We start from the raw sequence: 20,946 nt of genomic DNA, 5'->3' as shown, positions 1-20,946 counted from the left end.
CCCCGTCTGGCGGGCCGCGTCAGCCGCGTCGGCTGTACCGCTGTCCGATAGCATGCCATAAGTTCGGGGCAGGCCGACAGCGCTTCCTGTCAGGCCGGCCGGGGGCTGAGCGTCGCTGTCTACGTCCGGGCGGTGCCTTACCCGAGCTGCGAGACCTCGTGTACAGAACCGACAATGGGCGTTCACCCCCTCGGGCATCGTGAAAGCCGCTTCGACGCCGTGTCGAAGCCGTGGCGATGGGCCACGCTTCTCTTTTCTGAGGACTGCACGACGATGAATGGCATACAGGCATCCCATTACTCGCCCGGTATGGGCAACATTTCGGCACCGGCACCGATCGTGCTCGATCAGGGGGCAGGACTCGCCAATGCCGCCGGCATCCCGCTGGTGCGCATTGCGAACGCCCGCGCCGAGGCGGTAGCGCACCCCTGGACGGTACGCGATACGCGCGCCATGCCGGTGCCGCAAAGCATGAACAAGGCATTCGGCGACGATTTCCTGGGCGCTTCGGCGCAATCCGAAGCCTCACCCGGGAAATCCTCTGATGCGTTCCTTGCGGTGCCCGCCGACGTGCACACTACCGATCTTCCCCAGACGCCATTGGCTGCCCCCACGAGCGGCGTAACGCGTGGCGTGCAACCGGTGCTGAGCGCGTCCGCTATAGAAACCCTTCATGTCTGCGCCAGTGCGTACAACATCAATGCGCGGCTCGGGTCGCTGGACGGTCGCCATCACCCGGTCTGCATGCCCGACGACCGCAGCGAGCGCGCACAGATTTGCCGCGATATCGTGAATGGGTCGTTACTCGGGACGGGCGGGCGCAACGGTACGGTGCCGTTCGAAACGAGCCGTGACGACGTAACGACCATCGTCGCGGACACCGCCAGGCGGTGGACGGGCCACCCCGCGCTCGCTGGCAAGAAGGAGTGGTCCAGAGCGTGCGACGAACTGGAGTCGCCCGCCACGTTCATCGGGAAGGTGTGCGAGCGCCTGCATCAGGGATCTCGCGTTCTGCCCACGCGTGCGAGCACCGAGTGGATGCTTCGCGTGGGGTGCGCCAACGGCCTGCCGATGCATCAGGCGATGGTGCGATCCGATTTGCCGTCCTCGGTCGGACTTGGCACCGACGAATGGGTCAAGCTCACCCTCGGCATCGAGCAACTCGGCGAGCGCCACTGGGAGATGCGCCACGCGGAAGTGATGGATGCGGCGGCGCTGCCGGCGTCAAACACGCAGGCCTTCACAGCGCTGGCCACGTTGATGTCGTCGAAGCCACCGCACATCGCGACGCAGCGGCTGCGCAACCAACTCACGATGCGAGGCTTGCCGACGGCGCCGGGCGGCACCACAACCGATGTGTCAGCGCGGGGATAGGCCCAGGATGAGCGCAGCACGTCAGCCATAAAAAACGCGCCCGGTGTTCGCCGGGCGCGTTGGCATTTCGCATTGGCGATTGGCTTGCGCGCGTTTAGCGTGACTTACGGCGCGCAAGCCCATCACGTCAGGTGCGGCGATAGATTTCGGCGCCGCTCTTGACGAACTCGACTGCCTTCACTTCCATGCCCTGCTTGAGCGCCGCTTCGTCGGTAATACCCTGCTTGGCGGCGTAATCGCGCACGTCCTGCGTGATCTTCATCGAGCAGAAGTGCGGTCCGCACATCGAGCAGAAGTGGGCAACCTTGGCGGAATCCTTCGGCAGCGTTTCGTCGTGGAATTCGCGTGCCTTGTCCGGATCGAGGCCCAGATTGAACTGGTCTTCCCAACGGAATTCGAAGCGTGCCTTCGACAGGGCATTGTCACGAATCTGCGAGCCGGGATGGCCCTTCGCCAGATCGGCGGCGTGCGCGGCAAGTTTGTACGTGATGATGCCTTCCTTCACGTCGTCCTTGTTGGGCAAGCCGAGGTGTTCCTTCGGCGTGACGTAGCACAGCATGGCCGTGCCGTACCAGCCGATGGTTGCGGCGCCGATCCCCGAGGTGATGTGGTCGTAGCCCGGCGCGATGTCGGTCGTGAGCGGTCCGAGCGTGTAGAACGGGGCTTCGTCGCAGTACTCGAGCTGGAGATCCATGTTCTCCTTGATGAGCTGCATCGGCACGTGGCCCGGGCCTTCGATCATGACCTGAACGTCGTGCTTCCAGGCGACCTGCGTGAGTTCGCCCAGCGTCTTCAGTTCGGAGAGTTGTGCTTCGTCGTTGGCGTCGTAGATCGAGCCCGGACGCAGACCGTCGCCGAGCGAGAACGCGACGTCATATGCCTTCATGATTTCGCAAATCTCTTCGAAATGCGTGTACAGGAAGCTTTCCTTGTGATGCGCGAGGCACCACTTGGCCATGATCGAGCCGCCGCGGCTCACAATGCCGGTCATGCGGTTGGCGGTCATCGGCACGTACGCGAGGCGCACACCGGCGTGAATCGTGAAGTAATCCACGCCTTGCTCGGCCTGCTCGATGAGCGTGTCGCGGAACATTTCCCACGTCAGCTCTTCGGCCTTGCCGTTCACCTTCTCGAGCGCCTGATAGATCGGCACCGTGCCGATGGGCACCGGGCTGTTGCGCAGAATCCACTCGCGCGTCTCGTGGATGTGCTTGCCGGTCGACAGATCCATCACCGTGTCGCCACCCCAGCGGATCGCCCACGTCATCTTGTCGACTTCTTCGCCGATCGACGACGTCACGGCCGAGTTGCCGATGTTCGCGTTGATCTTCACGAGGAAGTTGCGGCCGATGATCATCGGCTCCGATTCCGGGTGGTTGATGTTGTTGGGGATGATGGCGCGGCCGCGGGCGATTTCGCTGCGCACGAATTCCGGCGTGATCTCGGCGGGAATGCTGGCGCCGAAATGCTGCCCCGGATGCTGGCGCGAGAGCAGTTTGGCCAGACGCTCGCCTTGCGGGCCGGCGTTGCGCACGCTTTCGATATATTCCTGACGGCGCAGGTTTTCGCGAATGGCGATGTATTCCATCTCGGGCGTGATGATGCCCTGACGCGCGTAGTGCATCTGCGTCACGTTCTTGCCGGCCTTGGCGCGGCGCGGCGTGCGATGCAGGCCGGGGAAACGCAGGTCGGCGGTCGCGGCGTCGGCGGCACGCTCACGGCCGAACGAGGAAGTCAGGCCCGGCAGCGCTTCGGTGTCGCCGCGCTCTTCGATCCAGGCGGCGCGCAAGGCGGGCAGGCCGGAGCGAATGTCGATACGAGCGTCGGGATCGGTGTACGGACCCGACGTGTCGTAGACGAAGATCGGCGGGTTCTTCTCGCCGCCGAAGCTCGTCGGCGTGTCGGCTTGCGAGATTTCGCGCATCGGAACACGGATGTCGGGGCGCGAGCCGGTGACGTAGATCTTTCGGGAATTCGGCAGCGGTGCGATCGCGGCTTCGTCCACGCGCGCGTTGGCTGAGAGGAACTTCGGATTGGCGTTCATGCAATGTCTCCTGGCGGGGCACGTGTTGACGCCGACAAATTCGGCGCAAAGCGGCTCAGGGGCATGAACGGGGGCGAGGAACTTCTACGCTCCCTGCGCTGGCATTATCCAGATCAGGTTCTAAGGGTATTTCTCACCCACAACTCACGTTGCAGGACCCCTGCGCTAGCTTTGCGGCAACGATACACCGACATGCCCGGCAAACACAAGCACGATGTGTCCCGAAAAACGTGAACGGCCGATGGTGCGATGCGGCATGAAAGTTGCGCAGGGAAACCTCGCGTGCGATGGCTGAGTCAGGTGCCGGCGCGGGCTTTGTCGTCTTCGTCGAACGCGTGCGCGAGCCGTTGGGTGACATCGACGGCAAGCGCTTCGGGCACGTTGGTGAAGCTCATCACGAGCGCTGGCGGCAATTGGCGGGCGACGCTGAAGAACGAGAGCGCTCCCGGTGCGATACCGTGCCGGAACGCCGTGCGGCACAGGGCGCGATCATGGCGATGTGGCTCCAGCCAGCCGAGCAGATGCATGCCGCCCGCCTGTTGTGCGAGTTCGATGCGTCCAGGCAGGTATTGACGCAGTGCCTGCGCGAGCGCGGCGCGGCGTTCCCCATAGAGCTGGCGCATGCGCTTGATATGGCGGCTGAAATGTCCCTGCGTGATGAAGTCGGTGACGGTGGCCTGCTCGATCCATCCCTGGGCCGGCGACGCCAGCGATGCGTTGCCGATGAACGCATCGCACAGCGCAGATGGCACGACCAGATAGCCCAGCCGCAAGCCGGGAAACAACACTTTGCTGAACGACCCGGCATAGAGCACTCGCTCCCCGCCATCCAGGCTCTTGAGGGCAGGCAGCGGCGCGCCGGTGTAGCGGAATTCGCTGTCGTAATCGTCTTCGACGATCCACGCGTCGTGCGTCTGGGCCCAAGCCAGCAGGGCAAGACGACGCGCGAGCGGCAGCGTGACCGACAAGGGTGACTGGTGCGAAGGGGTGACGACCGCGAGCCGTGCGTGGGGGGCGATCTGCTCGCCCGCTGCGACATCGAGACCGTCTTGATCGACAGGCACCGGCACCAGTGTGGCACCCGTCATCCGAAGCCCTTCCTGCGCGCGGAAATAGCCCGGATCCTCACACCAGACGGCGTCGCCCGGGCGCAGCAGCACCCGTGAAATCAACGCGAGTGCGCCCTGATAGCCAGCGGTCACGATGATCTGCCCGGGCTCGCAATGAATGCCTCGTGCGATCGCCAGATATCCCGCGATAGCTTCGCGCAACGGCGCAAAACCGATGGCGTTCTGGTAAAGCAGTCCCTCGGGCGAGAGATGCCGCGCATGACGCGCCGCCAGCCGTGCCCAAAGTTTTCGCGGAAACTCGTCGAGGGACGGCATACCGTTCTGGAGCGGCATCGGCATGCCGAAGGCGTTCAGCGGGATACAGCCGGGGTGCTCGGGCAAATCGCGGCCGGGGATCTCGGGGGCTTCGGTCTTTTCGCCAATGTCTGGCGCGGGACGGCTCGCGCGGATGGCGTGGGTGCGGGGCGGCAAGGCTTTGGCGGCCGCCCCGAGACGCGTGCCGTCCAGTTGAGGATTGACACGACTGCCTGCGGCGCCGCGTCCAATGACAAAGCCTTCCGCGACCAGCCGCTCATAAGCGGCCTCGACCGTGCCGCGCGCCACGCCGAGTTCGCTGGCGAGTGCCCGCGTTGACGGCAGCCGGCTTGACGGCGCGAGCTTACCCGAGAGAATGCCGTCGCGGATGCGTTCGTAAAGCGCGCGGTAGGTGGGAACGCCGATGGTTTGCGCGGCATCGGCCAGATGCAAGGCTGCAAGCGCAGGAGGGCTGGATTTGTCTGACATCGCGCAATGCCTCGCGTGGCGTTTTGGGCGGGATAGCCGCTCGATTCGGAAGATTCCGGACACCATGTCTTGTGGTTTCCGGCCCGGCCGACTTTGGCCTGGTGATTCTATTCGGTTTTGGCTCTTCTGAATGAGACAAGGCGTGCGTATCGTCAGGGGGTGAATGCGCTGCATGTTTGGCGAACGCATGCACCTGTTAGCTCGGCAATTTCTGAACCGAACGGAGAATCGACTCATGCTGCGACTGAACTACATCAAGGCTGCCCCACGCGCCTATGAACATCTGGGCACGTTGAGCCACTATTTTCACGACTGTGGCTTACCCGACGGTCTGGTCGAACTGGTCTGGCTGCGCGCGTCGCAACTCAACGGCTGCGCGTTCTGCATCGACATGCACGTCGCCGACGGCCTGAAACTGGGCATCGAGCCGCGCCGTCTGTATCTTCTCAACGCCTGGCGCGAGACCGAGTTGTACTCCCCGGCGGAACGTGCCGCACTGGCATGGACGGAAGCCGTCACGAACGTTCAGGACGGCCACGTGCCGGACGAGGTGTTCGCCGACCTGCGCGCGCATTATGACGATAAGAACATCGCCGATCTGACGTTCGCTATCGCCACGATCAATGCGTGGAACCGGATGGCGATTGCGTTTCGCGCGCCGCTGCCGAAAACACCGCAAGGCGTGCGTTGAGATTTGCGTTTTGATGTCTGCGCGCCGCGTCGGCCGGAAGCAGGTTCCGGGCGGAAGCCAACGCTACTGCGCCAGGCGCACCTCTCGCTGAAACTCGCGCGGCATCAGCCGTAGCGCGTCGCGGAAGAACCGCCGGTCGGGCGGCGGCAGCATCGGCAGCACGCGGCCCAGCGACTGGGCGGCGTGCAGCGCCTGCGGCGAGTCGCCGTCCTGATGCAGCGCGAACCACAACATTTCGAACCACAGATTGGCGAGCTGCAACGGCTCGAAGCGAACGCGCCCCTCTTCATGATCGGCGAGCGTCGTGGCCACTACATCCGTCCATCGCGTGAAACCTTTGGCCCGAGAGAAGGGCGCACCGAACGGTTGCACGGCGTCGAGAAAGGCGTCGACGGCGAGCGGCGTACTCGCGCGCAACGTCGCCAGATCGGGGTCGCGCCGCACCGGCACAGCGCCCCGTGCGATACGCAGCAAAAAGACGGTATTCCAGACCGAGTTGCCGCCCACGCCGAAGCGGTCGCAGATCCATTCCGACAGACCGATCCAGCGCAGCGCCTGACGTTGCACCTCGGTGGCGGCGAGGCGTCTGCCGGAATCGATGAGCGCGCCCTGCCAGAACAGCCATAACGACAACCCGATGTTGGCCGCGACGTGCTGTGCGAGTTCGATGGAATCTGCTTCGAAGGCAGCTTGCAGGGCGTCGGAAAAGGCCGCCAGCGCATTCGCGGCCGACTGTGCCCGCGCAGCCATCGGACCCGGGCGCGCGGCATGAGACTTGTACAGCAACGCCTGCAGGTTACGGCTCTCGAAGCGGATACGCGGGTTGTAGACGAGGCACGGTGCGAGCGACGCGTCGTCACCGATACGTTGCAGATGCGCAAACGCGCCCGCCTCGTCGCGCAATGCGTACGCTTGCCACGCCTGCACGATCCAGTGCATGGCGCGTAACGTCGGGGAGCCCGGCGGATTCGCGCCAAAGGTCGCGGCGAGCGTAGCGAGCGTCTGCTTCGTGCGCGCAGCGTCGCCCGTACGGCGCCACACGATTGTCTCGGCGAGCAGCGCAATGCCTCGTTGCACGTCGTCGACGGCACACACCTGCGCCGCATGGAACGACGGGATCGCGCCCGTGCGCTGACGCCGACCCTCGCCTTGCGAAGCCGCATACGGCGGCGCGAAGAACACCCCGTCCTGCATGTCGCGCTTCCCGAGCGTCAGGTGATGCCAGAACGCGATGTCCTGCATGACGTAATCGAGCGCAGGCGATTGCGTGTCCGGGACCGCATCCGGCGGCAGCCCGAGGAATGCGGCAACGGCGCGGCGCGGGTCGTCGGGCGTGGTGTCTCCGATTGCCACAACGATGCGCGACATCTCATGCCGGGCGAGCCAGAAGGGCCCTTTGCCTCGCCCGCGCGTGGGTAGCAGACGGACATCGGCGTGCCTGTCGTCGCCCCAGCCGACAGCGACGCCCCAGCGCGCAAAGTCCGAGAACGCGCGACTGATCAGCATGCGCAGATCGCCTGCGACTCCCGACGGCCCGAAACGGATCTTCAGCGACGCCAGCGAGACGGACGACGCCTCGTAATGCGCCGCGTAATAGACCCGCATCAACAACCATAGGCTTTGATAGCGCACCGGCCGACCATCGATTCTCTGAGGGGCGTCGAGGTGCACGACGAGCACCGGCGCTTCGGCGGCGGCAGAGGGCATGAGGCTTGGGCGAGGTGTGTCGGACATGGCGTCGAGGGGTATCGAGTCGCGCCGGGCGGCGGACGACATCCACGGCATTTACGAAATCGTCGGAGGGGCGCACCGATGATACGGCGGTTACGTCGGTTACGGTAGCTTTGCTTTGCACCTGTCGAAACGCACACTATCCTGCAAGCGCTTCCGGAAAGACGGCGCCTGGCCAGCGCCATTGCCCGCGTTCCTGCCATCTTGATGGCATCCCATGAAATAAGGATAACGAAATGAAAAACATGATCTCTCGCTGGCGGTGCGGCGTCTTTGGGCCGCGCGTCGCGCTCGCGTTCCTCTCTTTGGCTGTGCTCGCGGCCCCGGCAACGGCGACGGCGACGGAACCGGCGAAGGCGGCTGCGGTGCGCATGACGGAGCGTGCCGACTGGGGCAAGCTCTTCGACGCGGAGGGCGTCAAGGGAACGATTGTGGTGCTCGACGCGCGCACGCAGACTTATCAGGCGTTCGACACGGCGCGTGCCGAGCGGCAAATGTCTCCGGCGTCGACGTACAAGATCTTCAACAGCCTGCTCGCGCTCGAGTCAGGAGCCCTCGACAACGAGCGCGAGATCATTCCCTGGGACGGTAAGCCGCGCCGGGGGAAGCACTGGAATGCGGCAATGGATTTGCGCACTGCCTTCCGAGTTTCGTGCCTGCCGTGCTATCAGATCGTCTCGCACAAGATTGCGCGTCAGTTTGCACAGGCCAAGCTCGCTGAAGTCGGCTATGGCAATCACACGATCGGGCGCGCGGCCGATGCTTATTGGGTCGACGACAGTCTCCAGATCTCGGCCCGAGAGCAGGTCGACTTCCTGCAACGGCTCGCGCGCGGAACGTTGCCGTTTTCGGCGCGCTCGCAAGACATCGTGCGTCAGATCTCGATTGTCGAAGCCAATCAGGATTACGTGCTGCACGGCAAGACGGGTTGGTTCGTCGACAAGAAACCCGATATCGGCTGGTGGGTGGGCTGGATCGAGCGCGATGGCAACATCACGAGCGTGGCGTTGAACATCGATCTGAAGGACGACGCCGATGCGCCGAAGCGCGCGCGTATCGTACGTGCGGTGCTGAAGGATCTACAGTTGATCTGAGACGCGGCGCACGTCTGCGTGTGAATCGCGCGGCGCGCGCGCCAACCGGCGCCGCCACCGCGCGATGTCCGCACCTTACAAGGCGCGGCCGTATTTGAGCGCGGCGGCAATTTCCGCCACATGACGGCCTTGCGTTTTCGCGATCTTCAACTCGTTCTGGCTGGGGTGACGCGAACCGTCGGCGCCTGCGAGCGTGGTCGCGCCGTAAGGGGTGCCGCCGGTAATTTCACTCATGTTGGTGAGGCCCGGCTCGGTGTACGGCACGCCGACGATAACCATGCCGTGGTGAAGCAGTGTGGTGTGAAAGCTGGTAATGGTCGTTTCCTGACCGCCATGCTGCGTTCCCGTGCTGGCGAATACGCTGCCGACTTTGCCGACGAGCAAGCCCTTGGCCCACAAGCCGCCGGTTTGATCGAGGAAGTTGCGCATCTGCGCGGTCATGTTGCCGAAGCGGGTCGGGGTGCCGAAGATGATGGCGTCGTAGTCGGCTAGCTGATCGACACGGGCGACGGGCACGTTCGCGAACGCGGCACGCGCGGCTTTCGCGCCGCTCTTCTCGAGAATGTCGTCGGGGACGAGCTCAGGGACTTGCATCACGGTGACGTCGGCGCCGGCGACGCTGCGCGCGCCTTCGGCTACCGCTTCGGCCATCTTGTAGATGTGCCCGAACATGCTGTAGAACACCACCAGAATCTTGGCGTTGGCCATGTGAATCTCCTCAAGGGTCGACAGACGCCGGCGCCGCGGGCGATTCACCACGCGAGGCGAGCCGTTCCATGATAGTCCACGCCCATGACGAAACGTCGAATTCGCCCGGGGGGTAAGCACATGACGAGATGACCCAGCGCAGCGAGGGCATTTCGATCCGCAGGGCGTTTTTCCGGAGACGGCCCGGACCCAAGCCGACTTAGCGCAGACGCGAGCCGATGAGGCAACCGAGAGCGAGCGCCGCTATGAGCACTGTGACGCTCGCCGACACGCCGCCCACTAGCGCCAGACCGATGGCGGCAAGGCCGTGCGCCATCACGACGGCGGGAACGAGCAGCATGGCACTCATGACACTCCAGCGCATGACATAGCGCCACATGAAGCGACTCACGACCTGCATGCGTGCGTCGAGTTGATGCCGCTGCCAGAAAGACAGATCGGCTGCCGCGTGGAAGAGCCACAGCGGGCTGAAGTATTTGATGAACAAGTCCATGACGCCACATCGGAAACACAATGCCCGCAGGGCGCGGGCATGCCGTCGAAGCGCGATGGCAAGGCAGACGCCAACGGGCGCCGTCACGCCATCGGGGCTAATCGACGTATTGGGATTGTAGCAGGCGCTCACTTACTTTGTGGCGTCGAAAGCGCATCCCAAGTGGGCTTATGGTGCTGAATGTCGCTCAACGCCTGCGGAAATTTGGGTATTGGGCGACATCGGCCATGATGTCAGGGGCGGCTCGCCGTCTGGGCGGCAAGCGCATGCGGCGTGCCGGCTGTGATTTGCTGGATCAGTTCCCAGACGGACTGAGCGGCGGGGGAGAGCGTCCGGTTCTTGCGGCGCACGAGCATGATCGTGCGATCGAGCTGCGGCACGAGCGGCAGGGCGACAAGTCGTCCGCCGTTCTCCGGCAGCCCGGGCATCGCCGGCAGCGCCAGTGCTGGCATGATGCTGATGCCGATACCCGCTTCGACCATGCGGAAGACGGTAATGGCATGGCCGACTTCCTGCGCTATCTGACAATAGGCGCCATGCTCGGCCAGCGCGCGATCGATCAGCGGGCGGCTGCCCGACGCATAGTCGAGCAGCACCAGCTTCTCGCCATTGAGTTCCTTCCATGTCACCTGCGCCTGCTTCGCGAAGCGATGTGAGCGGTCGCACACCACGAGGAACGGTTCGACCATGATGGGCTCGCCGACCAGATCGTCCGTACCTTCCGAAGCCACGATGACCCCGAAGTCGACCTCGCCGTGTCGCACGCTGTCGGTCGCAAGCGTCTGGACCTGATCGCGCAGCATGAGCGTGATGTCCGGGTAGCGGGCCGCGCAGGCCGAGATGCATTCCGGCATCAGATTGGCGGAGATCGTGGGCGCGCTGGCGACACGCACCCGGCCGCGACGCTCTTCGGCCAGGCCGTGCGTATCGCGCAGGGCACTCTCCAACTCGTCGAGCACCCGGGCGAGCGTTGCCGAGAGGCTAGCGCCCACTTCGGTCAGCGTGACCTCCCGTGTGGTGCGATCTACCAGCTTGAGTCCGAGTTCTTGTTCCAATTCGCGGATACAGCGGCTCACGGCCGGCTGAGTCAGGCCGATGTCCTCGCCAGCACGGCTGAAACTGCCGTGCGCAGCCACTGCGAGGAATACCTTGAGCTGGCGCAGCGAGATATTCATGCGTCTTTGGTATGAATGAAATTTTTAAATGAATTTGTATTTTAACTATCCTTGCGTTCTAATACGTGAAAACCCGTATCGCGAGCGCACACTTCCGGTCACTTTCGATCGCCTGCTGATCGATTGACGACCTCGCTGGCGGCCGACATGCCGTCGCGTCACGTGTCCTGGCGGACGGGCTTTGTCTTTTTTGACGTATTCGAGATTGACGATGGCCAGACCGCGTTTCCTTCCCGACAATTTCACGTTGATGCTTGTGGCGACCGTTGTGCTCGCCAGCTTCCTGCCGGCGCATGGCGAGGGCGAAGTCGCCTTCAATCTGCTCACCAACGTGGCCATTGCCGCATTGTTCTTTCTGCATGGCGCGAAGCTCTCGCGCGAGGCGGTGCTTGCCGGTGCGACGCACTGGCGATTGCACCTGCTGGTGTTCGCCAGCACGTTCGTGATCTTCCCGATCGTCGGCGTGGCGCTCAAACCGGTGCTCTCGTGGATGGTCACGCCTCAGTTGTATCTCGGCATTCTCTTTCTGTGCACGCTGCCTGCGACGGTGCAGTCCGCCATTGCGTTCACCTCGATTGCCCGTGGCAACGTGCCGGCGGCGGTGTGCAGTGCGTCGGCGTCGAGCCTGTTCGGTATCTTCATCACGCCGGTGCTCGTGGGCCTGATCGTTATCCATCACGACGGCAATACCGGCGCGTCGCCGTTCGACTCGATCGGCAACATCATGCTGCAACTGCTCGTGCCCTTCATCGCGGGGCAACTCTCGCGCAAGGCCATCGGCAAGTGGGTCGAGCGCAATCGAACGGTGCTCAAGATCGTTGATCAGGGCTCGATCCTGCTGGTGGTCTACACCGCGTTCAGCGAGGCGGTGAATACCGGCTTGTGGCATCAGATTCCGCCGCTGGCACTGCTTGGCCTGCTGGGCTGCTGCGCCGTGATTCTGACCATCATGCTGGCCGTGACCACGTATTCCGCCCGCTGGCTTGGCTTTTCGCGCGAAGATGAAATCACCATCGTCTTTTGCGGCTCGAAGAAGAGCCTCGCGAGCGGCATTCCGATGGCCAAGGTGCTGTTCGCGACCGGATCGCTTGGCGCGATCGTGTTGCCGCTCATGCTGTTTCATCAGATGCAATTGATGGTCTGCGCCGTCCTGGCTCAACGTTACGCCAACCGCCAGCGCGCGGCACAGGCGGGCAAGAGTGTGAAGCCGGGGGCTGCCAAGCCGGCGGTACGCGATGGCAAGTCCGACGGCAGCGCCAAGGCCGGGGCGGGCCGCTGAAGGCGGATTCCCGGCAAAACGCGGCCCGGCAAGGGCCGCTGTCACACGTTGGTCGTGCGCAAGTGCTAGAATTGCGTTTGTTTCGCTTCTTGACGACCACCCCGGTCCGGCGGCGCCCGACGCATCTGTCTCTCGACAGGCCCCTCTCGCGCCAGCCCCGAGCATGGCGCGCAGCGCCCCTTGAATCTTCGCGAGTGAGCTTTGATGCGGAATCCTTCCGCGTGGCGGCCCCCGTTTTTTTAAAAGAGATGTCCCTTCATCATGGCTGATGTAAATGCTGTTCCGACCCCCGGCTTCGATAGCTTTGGGCTACATGCGGACATCTTGCGGGCCATCGCCGAGCAGGGCTACACCCAACCGACGCCGATTCAGGCACAAGCCATTCCGGTTGTGCTGTCCGGTCGCGACGTCATGGGTGCCGCGCAAACGGGGACGGGCAAGACCGCCAGCTTCTCGCTGCCGATCATCCAGCGCCTGCTGCCCGATGCCAACACGAGTGCTTCGCCGGCCCGTCACCCGGTGCGTGCGCTGATCCTCACGCCGACGCGCGAACTCGCCGATCAGGTCGCCGATAACGTGCGCGCCTATGCAACCCACACGCCGCTGCGTAACACGGTGGTGTTCGGCGGCGTCGACATGAATCCGCAGAAGGACGCCCTGCGACGCGGTGTCGAGATTCTGATCGCAACGCCGGGCCGTTTGCTCGATCACGTCGAGCAGAAGACGGTGAACCTGAGCCAGGTCAAGATGCTCGTGCTCGACGAAGCCGACCGCATGCTGGACATGGGTTTCCTGCCGGATTTGCAGCGCATTCTGAATTTGCTCCCGAAGCAGCGCCAGACACTGCTGTTCTCGGCCACGTTCTCGAACGACATCAAGAAGCTCGCCTCGAGCTATCTCTCGAATCCGGTCACGATCGAAGTGGCTCGCCGCAACGCAACGGCCGATAAGGTCGAGCAGGTCGTCTATGAAGTGGACGAAGACGACAAGCGCGCCGCCGTGGTGCAGATTCTGAATGAACGCGACCTCAAGCAGGTGATCGTGTTCGTCAACAGCAAGGTCGGTGCGAGCCGTCTGGCGCGGCAGTTGGAGCGCGAGGGTATCGTGACGGCGGCCATTCACGGCGACAAGTCGCAGAACGAGCGCATGCAAGCGCTCGAAGCGTTCAAGCAGGGTGGCATTCGCGCGCTGGTGGCGACCGATGTCGCCGCACGCGGTCTGGACATCTCCGATCTGCCGGGCGTGATCAACTACGATCTGCCGTACAACCCGGAAGACTATGTGCACCGCATCGGTCGAACGGGCCGCGCGGGCGCGTCGGGCGAAGCCATCTCGCTGTGCGCACCGGACGAGCGCAAGCAACTCGTGGAAATCGAGAAGCTGATCAAGCGCGAACTCAAGCGCGGTGAGTTGGTGATGGAGCGCCGCAGCCGTTCGCGCGATGATCGTAACGGTGATCGCTACGATCGTGGCGAGCGTACGGATCGCTCGGAGCGAAGCGACCGGGGTGAGCGTCATAGCCGTCACGATGGCTTGCGCGCGAGCCGCAGCGGTGGTGGTTCTGCACCGCGTCGTGTCCGTCCGGAAGACGAATTTTTCTACAAGCCGTACGAGCCGTCGCCCTCGGCAACCGACTCGCAACGAGACACGCGCTCGTCACAGGAATCGGCGGCGCCGACGGCTTTTGGTGCACTGCCTGAAAAGGCGCCGAAACGTCAGGTCGCTGCCTTGCTCGCGGGCTTTCCCCGCAAGGCGAGTACCTAAGGGCGGCACTTACGGCCAGCACTTGGGGCCGGCCCGCCACGCCACAGTCGCGTGGCGCATCGAAAAAAAGCCAGCGTGGTTGCGCTGGCTTTTTTTATGGGTGAATGCAAACGCGAAGGGCGGCTCTCACAGTCCGTGCCGCTCCCGCCATGCCAGCGTCGCTGCGGCATAAAAGTCTTCACGGTAAGCGACGTTGCCGAGCGACGCTGGCAAGCCGAGATGGGAGGCGGCGTCCTTGAGCGCGACGAGAATCGCATCGGGCGTGTCGAGGGCGAGCGGCGCCGCGCCGTTTTGCTTGCTCAGCTTTTCGCCGTCGTCTGCCATGACCAACGGTACGTGCAGATAGCGCGGTGTCGGTGCGTCGAGACATGCTTGCAGATAGATCTGACGCGCCGTCGAGTCCAGCAAGTCCTCTCCGCGCACGATATCGGTAATGCCCTGCGCCTCGTCGTCTACGACCACGGCCAACTGGTACGCCCACTGACCGTCGGCGCGCTTTAGCACGAAGTCGCCGACCTGCGTCGCCAGATCCTGCATTTGCGGACCCATCCAGCGATCTTCGAAGCCGATGCGGGCCGCGTGTCCATCCGGTACGCGCAGACGCCAGGCGCGTGCTGTCTTGCCGTGCAGGCCGTCGCGGCACGTGCCCGGATACGCGAGCGTGCTGTGACGGGCATGCACGCGTGTGAGTGAATCGGCGATTTCGCGGCGTGTACAGCCGCAGGGATACACCAGCCCCCGACTTATGAGCGAGGCGAGCGCTTGTTCATACAGCGCATGCCGTTGGCTCTGCCAGACGACCGGTTCGTCCGAATGCAGACCCAGACGTGTCAGCGTGGCGAGAATGTCTTCGGCCGCCCCTGACACGCATCGCGGTTCGTCCAGATCTTCCATGCGGACGATCCAGACACCATCGTGCGCTCGAGCGTCCAGCCAACTGGCCAGCGCGGTGACGAGCGAGCCGCGATGCAGCGGCCCGGTCGGCGAGGGGGCGAAACGGCCCCGGTAACGGGGCGCTGGGCAGGCAGGTGGCGTGGCGCCGTGCGCCGAAGCGTGGGCCACCGGCGCGCTCAGGCGGAGGTGAGGGCGGCGGGGGCGGTGGGGGTGCCTTCCGGCGCGTTGGCCGCGGGTCGGCTGCCAATGCACGCCGGGCAATGCTCGCCTTCGACGTAATCGGGGCTTCGTTGGTCCTCCGCGGTTACCACGGCGCGGCAAGCGAAGCACTGCTTGGTCGTCGACGGAGCAAGGTCGGGCGTGAGCGCCGTGCGATAGTCGAACACGAAGCAGTCGCCTTGATAGTGCGCGCCACCTACGTCCTCGAAGTACTTGAGAATGCCGCCGTCGAGCTGGTACGTGTGTTCGAGGCCGATATCGCGCATGTAGATCGCCGCCTTCTCGCAGCGAATGCCGCCGGTGCAGAACGACACGATCGTCTTGCCCTCGAAGTCTTTGCGGTGTGCCGCAATGACGTCCGGGAATTCGGAGAACTTCGTCAGGCGGTAATCGATGGCGTTGTCGAACGTACCGACATCGATCTCGAAGTCGTTACGCGTATCGAGCATCACGACCGGGCGGCCTTCGTCGTCCTGGCCGGCATCGAGCCAGCGCTTGAGCGTGGCGGGGTCGACACCGGGCGCGCGGCCATCTGCCGGCTTGATGACCGGCATCTTCATCGTGATGATCTCTTTCTTCTGGCGCACGAGCATCCGGCGGAACGGCTGCGTCTCGGAAAGGCTTTCCTTGACCGTGAGGTCAGCAAACCGGGCATCGGCGCGCAAATCGGCGAGGAAGGCGTCGATAGCCTCACGTGAGCCTGCCAGAAAGAGGTTGATGCCTTCCGGGGCAAGCAGGATGGTGCCCTTCAGGTCGAGCGCCTGACAGCGTTGGAGCAGGGCCGGACGCAGGGTCGCGATGTCGTCGAGCGTGACGAACTTGTACGCAGCGATATTGACGATAGACATGGCAACAAAATTTCGCAAAAGCGTGAAGCAATAAACCGCTATTATCGCCGATTCGGACCCGAAGCACTTTGATTTCACACCGGATTTCGCCAAATCGGACGGCATCCCAGGGCTGAGGCGGAAAAATTCCTAATGCCCGCCCGGAGGTATCCGAAAAGCACGGGAACGCCGGACGTTTCGCGAAGCCAGGCCCGCTATCCGGGGGCGGCGCGTTACAATACCGCCCATGTCAGAACCTCGCTTCGTCCACCTCCGTCTCCATTCCGAATACTCGATCGCCGATGGCATCGTGCGGCTCGACGACGTCGTCAAGGCCGCCGCCAAGGATGGTCAGGGCGCGCTCGCGCTGACCGATCTCGCGAACATGTTCGGCGCCATCCGTTTCTACAAGGAAGCCCGTGGCAAGGGCGTCAAACCGATCATCGGCTGCGACGCCTGGATCACGAATCCGGCCGACCGCGACAAGCCGTCGCGGCTGTTGCTCCTCGCGCGCAACAAGGAAGGCTATCTGAACCTGTGTCAGTTGCTGTCCAAGGCGTGGCTGGGCAATCAGTGGCGTGGACGCGCGGAGATCGAACCGTCTTGGCTTCAGCCGGACGGGCTCGCACGCGGTCTGCTGGCGCTCTCCGGCGCGCAGATGGGCGATATCGGCGCCGCGCTGGCGGCGGGCAATCCCGAGCAGGCGCTGCAATGCGCGAAGCACTGGGCGAGTGCATTCCCGGGGGCCTTTTACATCGAGTTGCAGCGTACCGGTCAGGCGGGCATGGAGACCTACGTACAGCAGGCGGTGCAACTGGCGGCGAAAGCGGGGCTGCCGGTCGTCGCCACGCATCCGATCCAGTTCATGACGGCTGACGATTTCACCGCGCACGAAGCGCGCGTGTGTATCTCGGAAGGCGAGATGCTGGGCAACGCGCGCCGTGTGCGCCGTTTCACGCAGGATCAGAGTTTCCGGACGCAGGACGACATGATCGCCGCGTTCGAGGACGTACCTTCTGCGCTGGCCAACACGGTCGAGATCGCCAAGCGCTGCAACCTGACGCTCGAACTCGGCAAGCCGAAGCTGCCGCTCTTCCCGACGCCGGACGGCATGTCGCTCGACGACTACCTCGTCCATCTGTCGAAAGAGGGGCTGGAGACGCGTCTCGCGCAACTGTTCCCCGACGAAGCCGAGCGTGACAAACAGCGTCCCGATTATTACAAGCGGCTGGACTTCGAGACCGGCACGATCATCAAGATGGGCTTCCCCGGCTACTTCCTGATCGTGGCGGACTTTATTCAATGGGCGAAGAACAACGGTGTGCCCGTTGGCCCGGGCCGTGGCTCGGGCGCGGGTTCGCTGGTCGCTTACGCGCTGGGCATTACCGATCTCGACCCGCTCAAGTACAACCTGCTGTTCGAGCGTTTCCTGAACCCGGAACGCGTTTCGATGCCTGACTTCGATATCGACTTCTGTCAGGACGGGCGCGATCGCGTCATTCAGTATGTGAAGGATAAGTACGGCGCGGACGCCGTTTCGCAGATCGCGACCTTCGGCTCGATGGCCGCCAAGGCGGCGGTGCGCGATGTCGGCCGCGTGCTCGATCTGGGCTACAACTTCGTCGACGGTATCTCCAAGCTGATCCCGTTCAAACCGGGCAAGCACGTCACCATCGATGACGCGCTCAAGGAAGAACCGCAACTCGCCGAGCGCTTCCAGACCGAAGACGAAGTCAAACAGTTGATCGAGCTGGCGCAGCGCGTGGAAGGCCTCACACGTAACGTCGGCATGCACGCGGGTGGCGTGTTGATCGCACCGGGCAAACTGACGGATTTCTGCCCGCTTTACACGCAGGGCAGCGGCGAAGACGCCAGCGGCGTGGTGAGCCAGTACGACAAGGACGACGTGGAAGCCGTCGGCCTCGTGAAGTTCGACTTTCTGGGGCTGACGACGCTCACGATCCTGAACTGGGCCGAGCGTTACATCAAGCGCCTGCATCCGGAGATGGCGGACTGGTCGCTCGATCAGGTGTCGCTCACGGACCCGGCAGCGTTCAGCATCCTCAAGAAAGCCAACACGGTGGCCGTGTTCCAGTTGGAAAGCCGCGGCATGCAGGGCATGCTGAAAGACGCCCAGCCTGACCGGTTCGAGGACATCATCGCGCTGGTGGCGTTGTATCGACCGGGCCCGATGGACCTGATCCCGAGCTTCTGCGCCCGTAAGCACGGCCGCGAGAAGGTGGAATACCCGGATCCGCGCGTCGAGCCGGTGCTCCAGGAGACCTACGGCATCATGGTCTATCAGGAGCAGGTGATGCAGATGGCGCAGATCATCGGCGGCTACTCGCTCGGTGGCGCTGACCTGTTGCGCCGCGCCATGGGCAAGAAGAAGGCCGAGGAAATGGCCGAGCACCGCGAGATCTTCGCGAAGGGCGCGGCGGAAAATGGTCTCACGCGCGAAAAGTCGGACGAAATCTTCGACTTGATGGAGAAGTTCGCGGGCTACGGCTTCAACAAGTCGCACGCGGCCGCGTACGCCCTGCTCGCGTACTACACCGCATGGCTCAAGGCGCATCATCCCGCCGAATTCATGGCCGCCAACATGAGCTTGGCCATGGACGACACGGACAAGGTCAAGATTCTCTACGAAGACTGTCTGTCCAGCGTCAATGGGCTCGGCGTATTGCCGCCGGACGTCAACGTATCCGCCTACCGCTTCGAGCCGGCCGATTCGAAGACCGTTCGCTATGGTCTCGGCGCCATCAAGGGCAGCGGTCAGTCGGCTATCGAAGAAATTCTGCGCGCCCGCGAAGGCAAGCCGTTCACCGATCTGTTCGACTTCTGCGCGCGTATCGACCGTCGCGTGGTGAACCGCCGTACGATCGAAGCGCTGATTCGTGCCGGTGCTTTCGATTCGATTCACGACAATCGTGCGCAGTTGATGGCGTCGGTACCGATGGCGATGGAAGCCGCCGAGCAAGCGAGTGCGGCCGCCAATCAGGTGAGCCTCTTCGATCTCGGCGACGAAAGCCTGCAAGCCCCGCTGGAGTTGGCGGACGTGCCGGCCTGGACCGACAAGCGCAAGCTGCAGGAAGAGAAGCAGGCCCTCGGCTTCTATCTGTCGGGCCACATGTTCGATTCGTACTCGGACGAAGTGCGGCGCTTCGTGCGTACGCGCATCCGCGATCTTTCGGAAGGACGCGACAGGCTCGTCGCCGGGGTGATTTCCAGCCTGCGAACGATGATGACCCAGCGCGGCAAGATGCTGATCGTGCAGCTCGACGATGGCACGGGCACACTCGAGGTCACCATCTTCAACGAGCAGTTCGAGGCAAACAAGCACCTCTTCAAGGAAGACGAACTGCTGATCGTGCAGGGCAATGCGCGTCCCGACAGTTTCACGGGAGGCTTGCGTTTCACGACGGAAAGCCTGATGGACCTCGGCCGCGCGCGTGCACGCTTCGCTCGTGCGCTCAGACTGTCGTTCAACGGCAATGCAGACTGGACGCGCTTGCGCGCCACGTTGCAACCGCACTGCACGATGTACCGCGTTGCGGCAACGGCAGGTGCGGGCGGCGGCTTCAATGGCGGCGGCGGTGGCGGTTTCAATGGCGGTGGTGGCGGTGGCTTTGGCCGCCGGAATGGCAACGGCGATGGTGATGCCGACAAGCAGAGCGGCTTGCCGGTGCACATTGTGTACCGCCGTCCCGACGCCGAATGCGAGTCACGACTGGGCGACGACTGGAAAGTGCAGCCGGGCGATGAGTTGCTGGGCGAACTTCGCCAGTGGCTGGCGCCGGACTCGGTACAGATCATCTATTGAGATAGGCGGCGCGGGCTGGCGTTGCGCGATGCCGCCCGACGCCGTTCGCTATTCGGTACAACAAGGACATCCGGATGTTTTCCATCATCGTTCCGACGTGGAACAACCTCGCGTTGCTGCAGCTATGCGTGCACAGTATTCGCCAGAATTCGAGCCATCAGCACCAGATCATCGTCCACGTGAACGACGGGTCGGATGGCTCGCTTGAGTGGGTGCGGGCCGAGGGGATCGAGCATACGGCGTCGCCGGACAACATCGGTATTTGCTACGCCGTGAACCAGGCGGCGGCGCTCGCACGCGAGAAGTACATCGTCTACCTGAACGACGACATGTACTGCTGCCCCGGCTGGGACAGCGCGCTGATCGAGCGCGCCGAAGCCATGCCTGACAAGGCCTTCATGCTCTCGGGCACCATGATCGAGCCGGTCGATACCCGCAATCCGTGTGTGCTTGTGCACGACTTCGGACGTGACGTCGATACCTTCGACGAGGCGGGGTTGCTTGCCGCTGTGCCGACCTACGCGAAACCCGACTGGTTCGGCGCCACGTGGCCGCCGACGCTCGTGCATCGCGATTGGTGGTTCCTCGTCGGTGGCTACAGTACCGAGTTAAGCCCGGGCATGAGCAGCGACAACGATTTTTCGATGAAGATGTGGGCCGCAGGCGCCCGCCGTTTCGTTGGCGTCGGGGCGAGCCTTGTGTACCACTTCCAGTGCAAAAGCACGGGCAAGGTCGTGAAGAACGACGGTCGCACGCAATTTCTGCGCAAGTGGGGCATGACGCAATCCATTTTCGATCGCTATTACCTGCGTCGTGGCAAGCCCGTGCCGGCAGGCAACGATGGACGTTTGCCTGAGCCCGTCGACGACGGCAAGCTGCGCTGGGAGTTGTTCCGCTCGCGCGTGAAGCGGGCGCTTGCCAAGTAAGGTCGAACGTCGAAATCGGAAAGAGGAACGGACGCCATTTGCGTCCGTTTT

Annotated in this window: 15 protein-coding genes and 1 riboswitch; of the genes, 7 read left to right on the top strand and 8 right to left on the bottom strand. The window is 63.6% G+C overall.

What is annotated here, in order from left to right:
- Positions 1–273 precede the first annotated feature (273 nt).
- Positions 274–1,374: a hypothetical protein gene (locus PBR20603_RS11910; RefSeq protein ID WP_150559745.1), complete on the top strand. Its 1,101-nt coding sequence runs from the start codon at positions 274–276 to the stop codon at positions 1,372–1,374.
- A gap of 127 nt (positions 1,375–1,501) precedes the next feature.
- Here the strand turns inward: PBR20603_RS11910 and thiC are convergent, their stop codons facing one another.
- Positions 1,502–3,418: a phosphomethylpyrimidine synthase ThiC gene (thiC, locus tag PBR20603_RS11905; RefSeq protein ID WP_150559744.1), complete on the bottom strand. Its 1,917-nt coding sequence runs from the start codon at positions 3,416–3,418 to the stop codon at positions 1,502–1,504.
- Positions 3,419–3,491: 73 nt separating this feature from the next.
- Positions 3,492–3,590, bottom strand: a riboswitch (TPP riboswitch).
- A gap of 124 nt (positions 3,591–3,714) precedes the next feature.
- Positions 3,715–5,271, bottom strand: coding sequence for a MocR-like pyridoxine biosynthesis transcription factor PdxR (gene pdxR, locus PBR20603_RS11900; RefSeq protein ID WP_150559743.1), 1,557 nt, complete (start codon positions 5,269–5,271; stop codon positions 3,715–3,717).
- Between the two features lie 235 nt (positions 5,272–5,506).
- Here pdxR and PBR20603_RS11895 point away from each other — a divergent pair, with 235 nt between their 5' ends.
- On the top strand, positions 5,507–5,962 hold the full coding sequence (locus PBR20603_RS11895; protein ID WP_150559742.1) for a carboxymuconolactone decarboxylase family protein: 456 nt from the start codon (positions 5,507–5,509) through the stop codon (positions 5,960–5,962).
- 63 nt (positions 5,963–6,025) lie between these two features.
- Here PBR20603_RS11895 and PBR20603_RS11890 read toward each other — a convergent pair whose 3' ends face one another.
- Positions 6,026–7,747, bottom strand: a complete 1,722-nt coding sequence (locus tag PBR20603_RS11890; protein WP_150559741.1) for a hypothetical protein — start codon at positions 7,745–7,747, stop codon at positions 6,026–6,028.
- Between the two features lie 182 nt (positions 7,748–7,929).
- Between PBR20603_RS11890 and blaOXA the strand changes: the two genes are divergently transcribed.
- Positions 7,930–8,787, top strand: coding sequence for an OXA-62 family carbapenem-hydrolyzing class D beta-lactamase (gene blaOXA, locus PBR20603_RS11885; RefSeq protein ID WP_150559740.1), 858 nt, complete (start codon positions 7,930–7,932; stop codon positions 8,785–8,787).
- Positions 8,788–8,862: 75 nt separating this feature from the next.
- On the opposite strand, the gene wrbA is transcribed toward blaOXA, so the two are convergent.
- The 3 genes from wrbA to PBR20603_RS11870 all read right to left on the bottom strand — a co-directional run bounded on the left by wrbA (position 8,863) and on the right by PBR20603_RS11870 (position 11,163).
- Positions 8,863–9,495 carry an NAD(P)H:quinone oxidoreductase gene (gene wrbA / locus PBR20603_RS11880; RefSeq protein WP_150559739.1) on the bottom strand — a complete coding sequence of 211 codons (633 nt, stop codon included), beginning with the start codon at positions 9,493–9,495 and terminating at the stop codon, positions 8,863–8,865.
- 199 nt (positions 9,496–9,694) lie between these two features.
- Positions 9,695–9,988, bottom strand: a complete 294-nt coding sequence (locus tag PBR20603_RS11875; RefSeq protein WP_150559738.1) for a hypothetical protein — start codon at positions 9,986–9,988, stop codon at positions 9,695–9,697.
- 233 nt (positions 9,989–10,221) lie between these two features.
- Positions 10,222–11,163 carry a LysR family transcriptional regulator gene (locus PBR20603_RS11870; protein WP_150559737.1) on the bottom strand — a complete coding sequence of 314 codons (942 nt, stop codon included), beginning with the start codon at positions 11,161–11,163 and terminating at the stop codon, positions 10,222–10,224.
- 211 nt (positions 11,164–11,374) lie between these two features.
- Between PBR20603_RS11870 and PBR20603_RS11865 the strand changes: the two genes are divergently transcribed.
- Positions 11,375–12,442: a bile acid:sodium symporter family protein gene (locus tag PBR20603_RS11865; RefSeq protein WP_150559736.1), complete on the top strand. Its 1,068-nt coding sequence runs from the start codon at positions 11,375–11,377 to the stop codon at positions 12,440–12,442.
- 261 nt (positions 12,443–12,703) lie between these two features.
- Complete coding sequence (locus PBR20603_RS11860) at positions 12,704–14,206, top strand: DEAD/DEAH box helicase (protein WP_150559735.1); 1,503 nt, start codon at positions 12,704–12,706, stop codon at positions 14,204–14,206.
- A 126-nt stretch (positions 14,207–14,332) separates the two neighbouring features.
- On the opposite strand, the gene gluQRS is transcribed toward PBR20603_RS11860, so the two are convergent.
- Entirely contained in the window at positions 14,333–15,268 is a 936-nt protein-coding gene (gene gluQRS / locus PBR20603_RS11855) for a tRNA glutamyl-Q(34) synthetase GluQRS (RefSeq protein WP_150559734.1), read from the bottom strand.
- Between the two features lie 8 nt (positions 15,269–15,276).
- Positions 15,277–16,167, bottom strand: a complete 891-nt coding sequence (locus PBR20603_RS11850; protein WP_150559733.1) for a sulfurtransferase — start codon at positions 16,165–16,167, stop codon at positions 15,277–15,279.
- A 217-nt stretch (positions 16,168–16,384) separates the two neighbouring features.
- On the opposite strand from PBR20603_RS11850, the gene dnaE reads away from it, so the two are divergent.
- Positions 16,385–19,969 (top strand): DNA polymerase III subunit alpha, encoded by a 3,585-nt coding sequence (gene dnaE, locus PBR20603_RS11845; RefSeq protein WP_150559732.1) that lies wholly within the window; start codon positions 16,385–16,387, stop codon positions 19,967–19,969.
- 74 nt (positions 19,970–20,043) lie between these two features.
- Positions 20,044–20,895 (top strand): glycosyltransferase family 2 protein, encoded by an 852-nt coding sequence (locus PBR20603_RS11840; RefSeq protein ID WP_150559731.1) that lies wholly within the window; start codon positions 20,044–20,046, stop codon positions 20,893–20,895.
- Positions 20,896–20,946 lie beyond the last annotated feature (51 nt).

The organism is Pandoraea bronchicola (assembly GCF_902459805.1).
Lineage (GTDB): Bacteria > Pseudomonadota > Gammaproteobacteria > Burkholderiales > Burkholderiaceae > Pandoraea > Pandoraea bronchicola.
This window is presented reverse-complemented; position numbering and strand designations above follow the sequence as displayed.

Bases quoted from the DNA above. Each gene is read 5' to 3' on its own strand.
- PBR20603_RS11910 (WP_150559745.1), top strand. From the start codon at position 274: ATGAATGGCATACAGGCATCCCATTACTCGCCCGGTATGGGCAACATT.
- thiC (WP_150559744.1), bottom strand. From the start codon at position 3,418: ATGAACGCCAATCCGAAGTTCCTCTCAGCCAACGCGCGCGTGGACGAA.
- pdxR (WP_150559743.1), bottom strand. From the start codon at position 5,271: ATGTCAGACAAATCCAGCCCTCCTGCGCTTGCAGCCTTGCATCTGGCC.
- PBR20603_RS11895 (WP_150559742.1), top strand. From the start codon at position 5,507: ATGCTGCGACTGAACTACATCAAGGCTGCCCCACGCGCCTATGAACAT.
- PBR20603_RS11890 (WP_150559741.1), bottom strand. From the start codon at position 7,747: ATGCCGTGGATGTCGTCCGCCGCCCGGCGCGACTCGATACCCCTCGAC.
- blaOXA (WP_150559740.1), top strand. From the start codon at position 7,930: ATGAAAAACATGATCTCTCGCTGGCGGTGCGGCGTCTTTGGGCCGCGC.
- wrbA (WP_150559739.1), bottom strand. From the start codon at position 9,495: ATGGCCAACGCCAAGATTCTGGTGGTGTTCTACAGCATGTTCGGGCAC.
- PBR20603_RS11875 (WP_150559738.1), bottom strand. From the start codon at position 9,988: ATGGACTTGTTCATCAAATACTTCAGCCCGCTGTGGCTCTTCCACGCG.
- PBR20603_RS11870 (WP_150559737.1), bottom strand. From the start codon at position 11,163: ATGAATATCTCGCTGCGCCAGCTCAAGGTATTCCTCGCAGTGGCTGCG.
- PBR20603_RS11865 (WP_150559736.1), top strand. From the start codon at position 11,375: ATGGCCAGACCGCGTTTCCTTCCCGACAATTTCACGTTGATGCTTGTG.
- PBR20603_RS11860 (WP_150559735.1), top strand. From the start codon at position 12,704: ATGGCTGATGTAAATGCTGTTCCGACCCCCGGCTTCGATAGCTTTGGG.
- PBR20603_RS11850 (WP_150559733.1), bottom strand. From the start codon at position 16,167: ATGTCTATCGTCAATATCGCTGCGTACAAGTTCGTCACGCTCGACGAC.
- PBR20603_RS11840 (WP_150559731.1), top strand. From the start codon at position 20,044: ATGTTTTCCATCATCGTTCCGACGTGGAACAACCTCGCGTTGCTGCAG.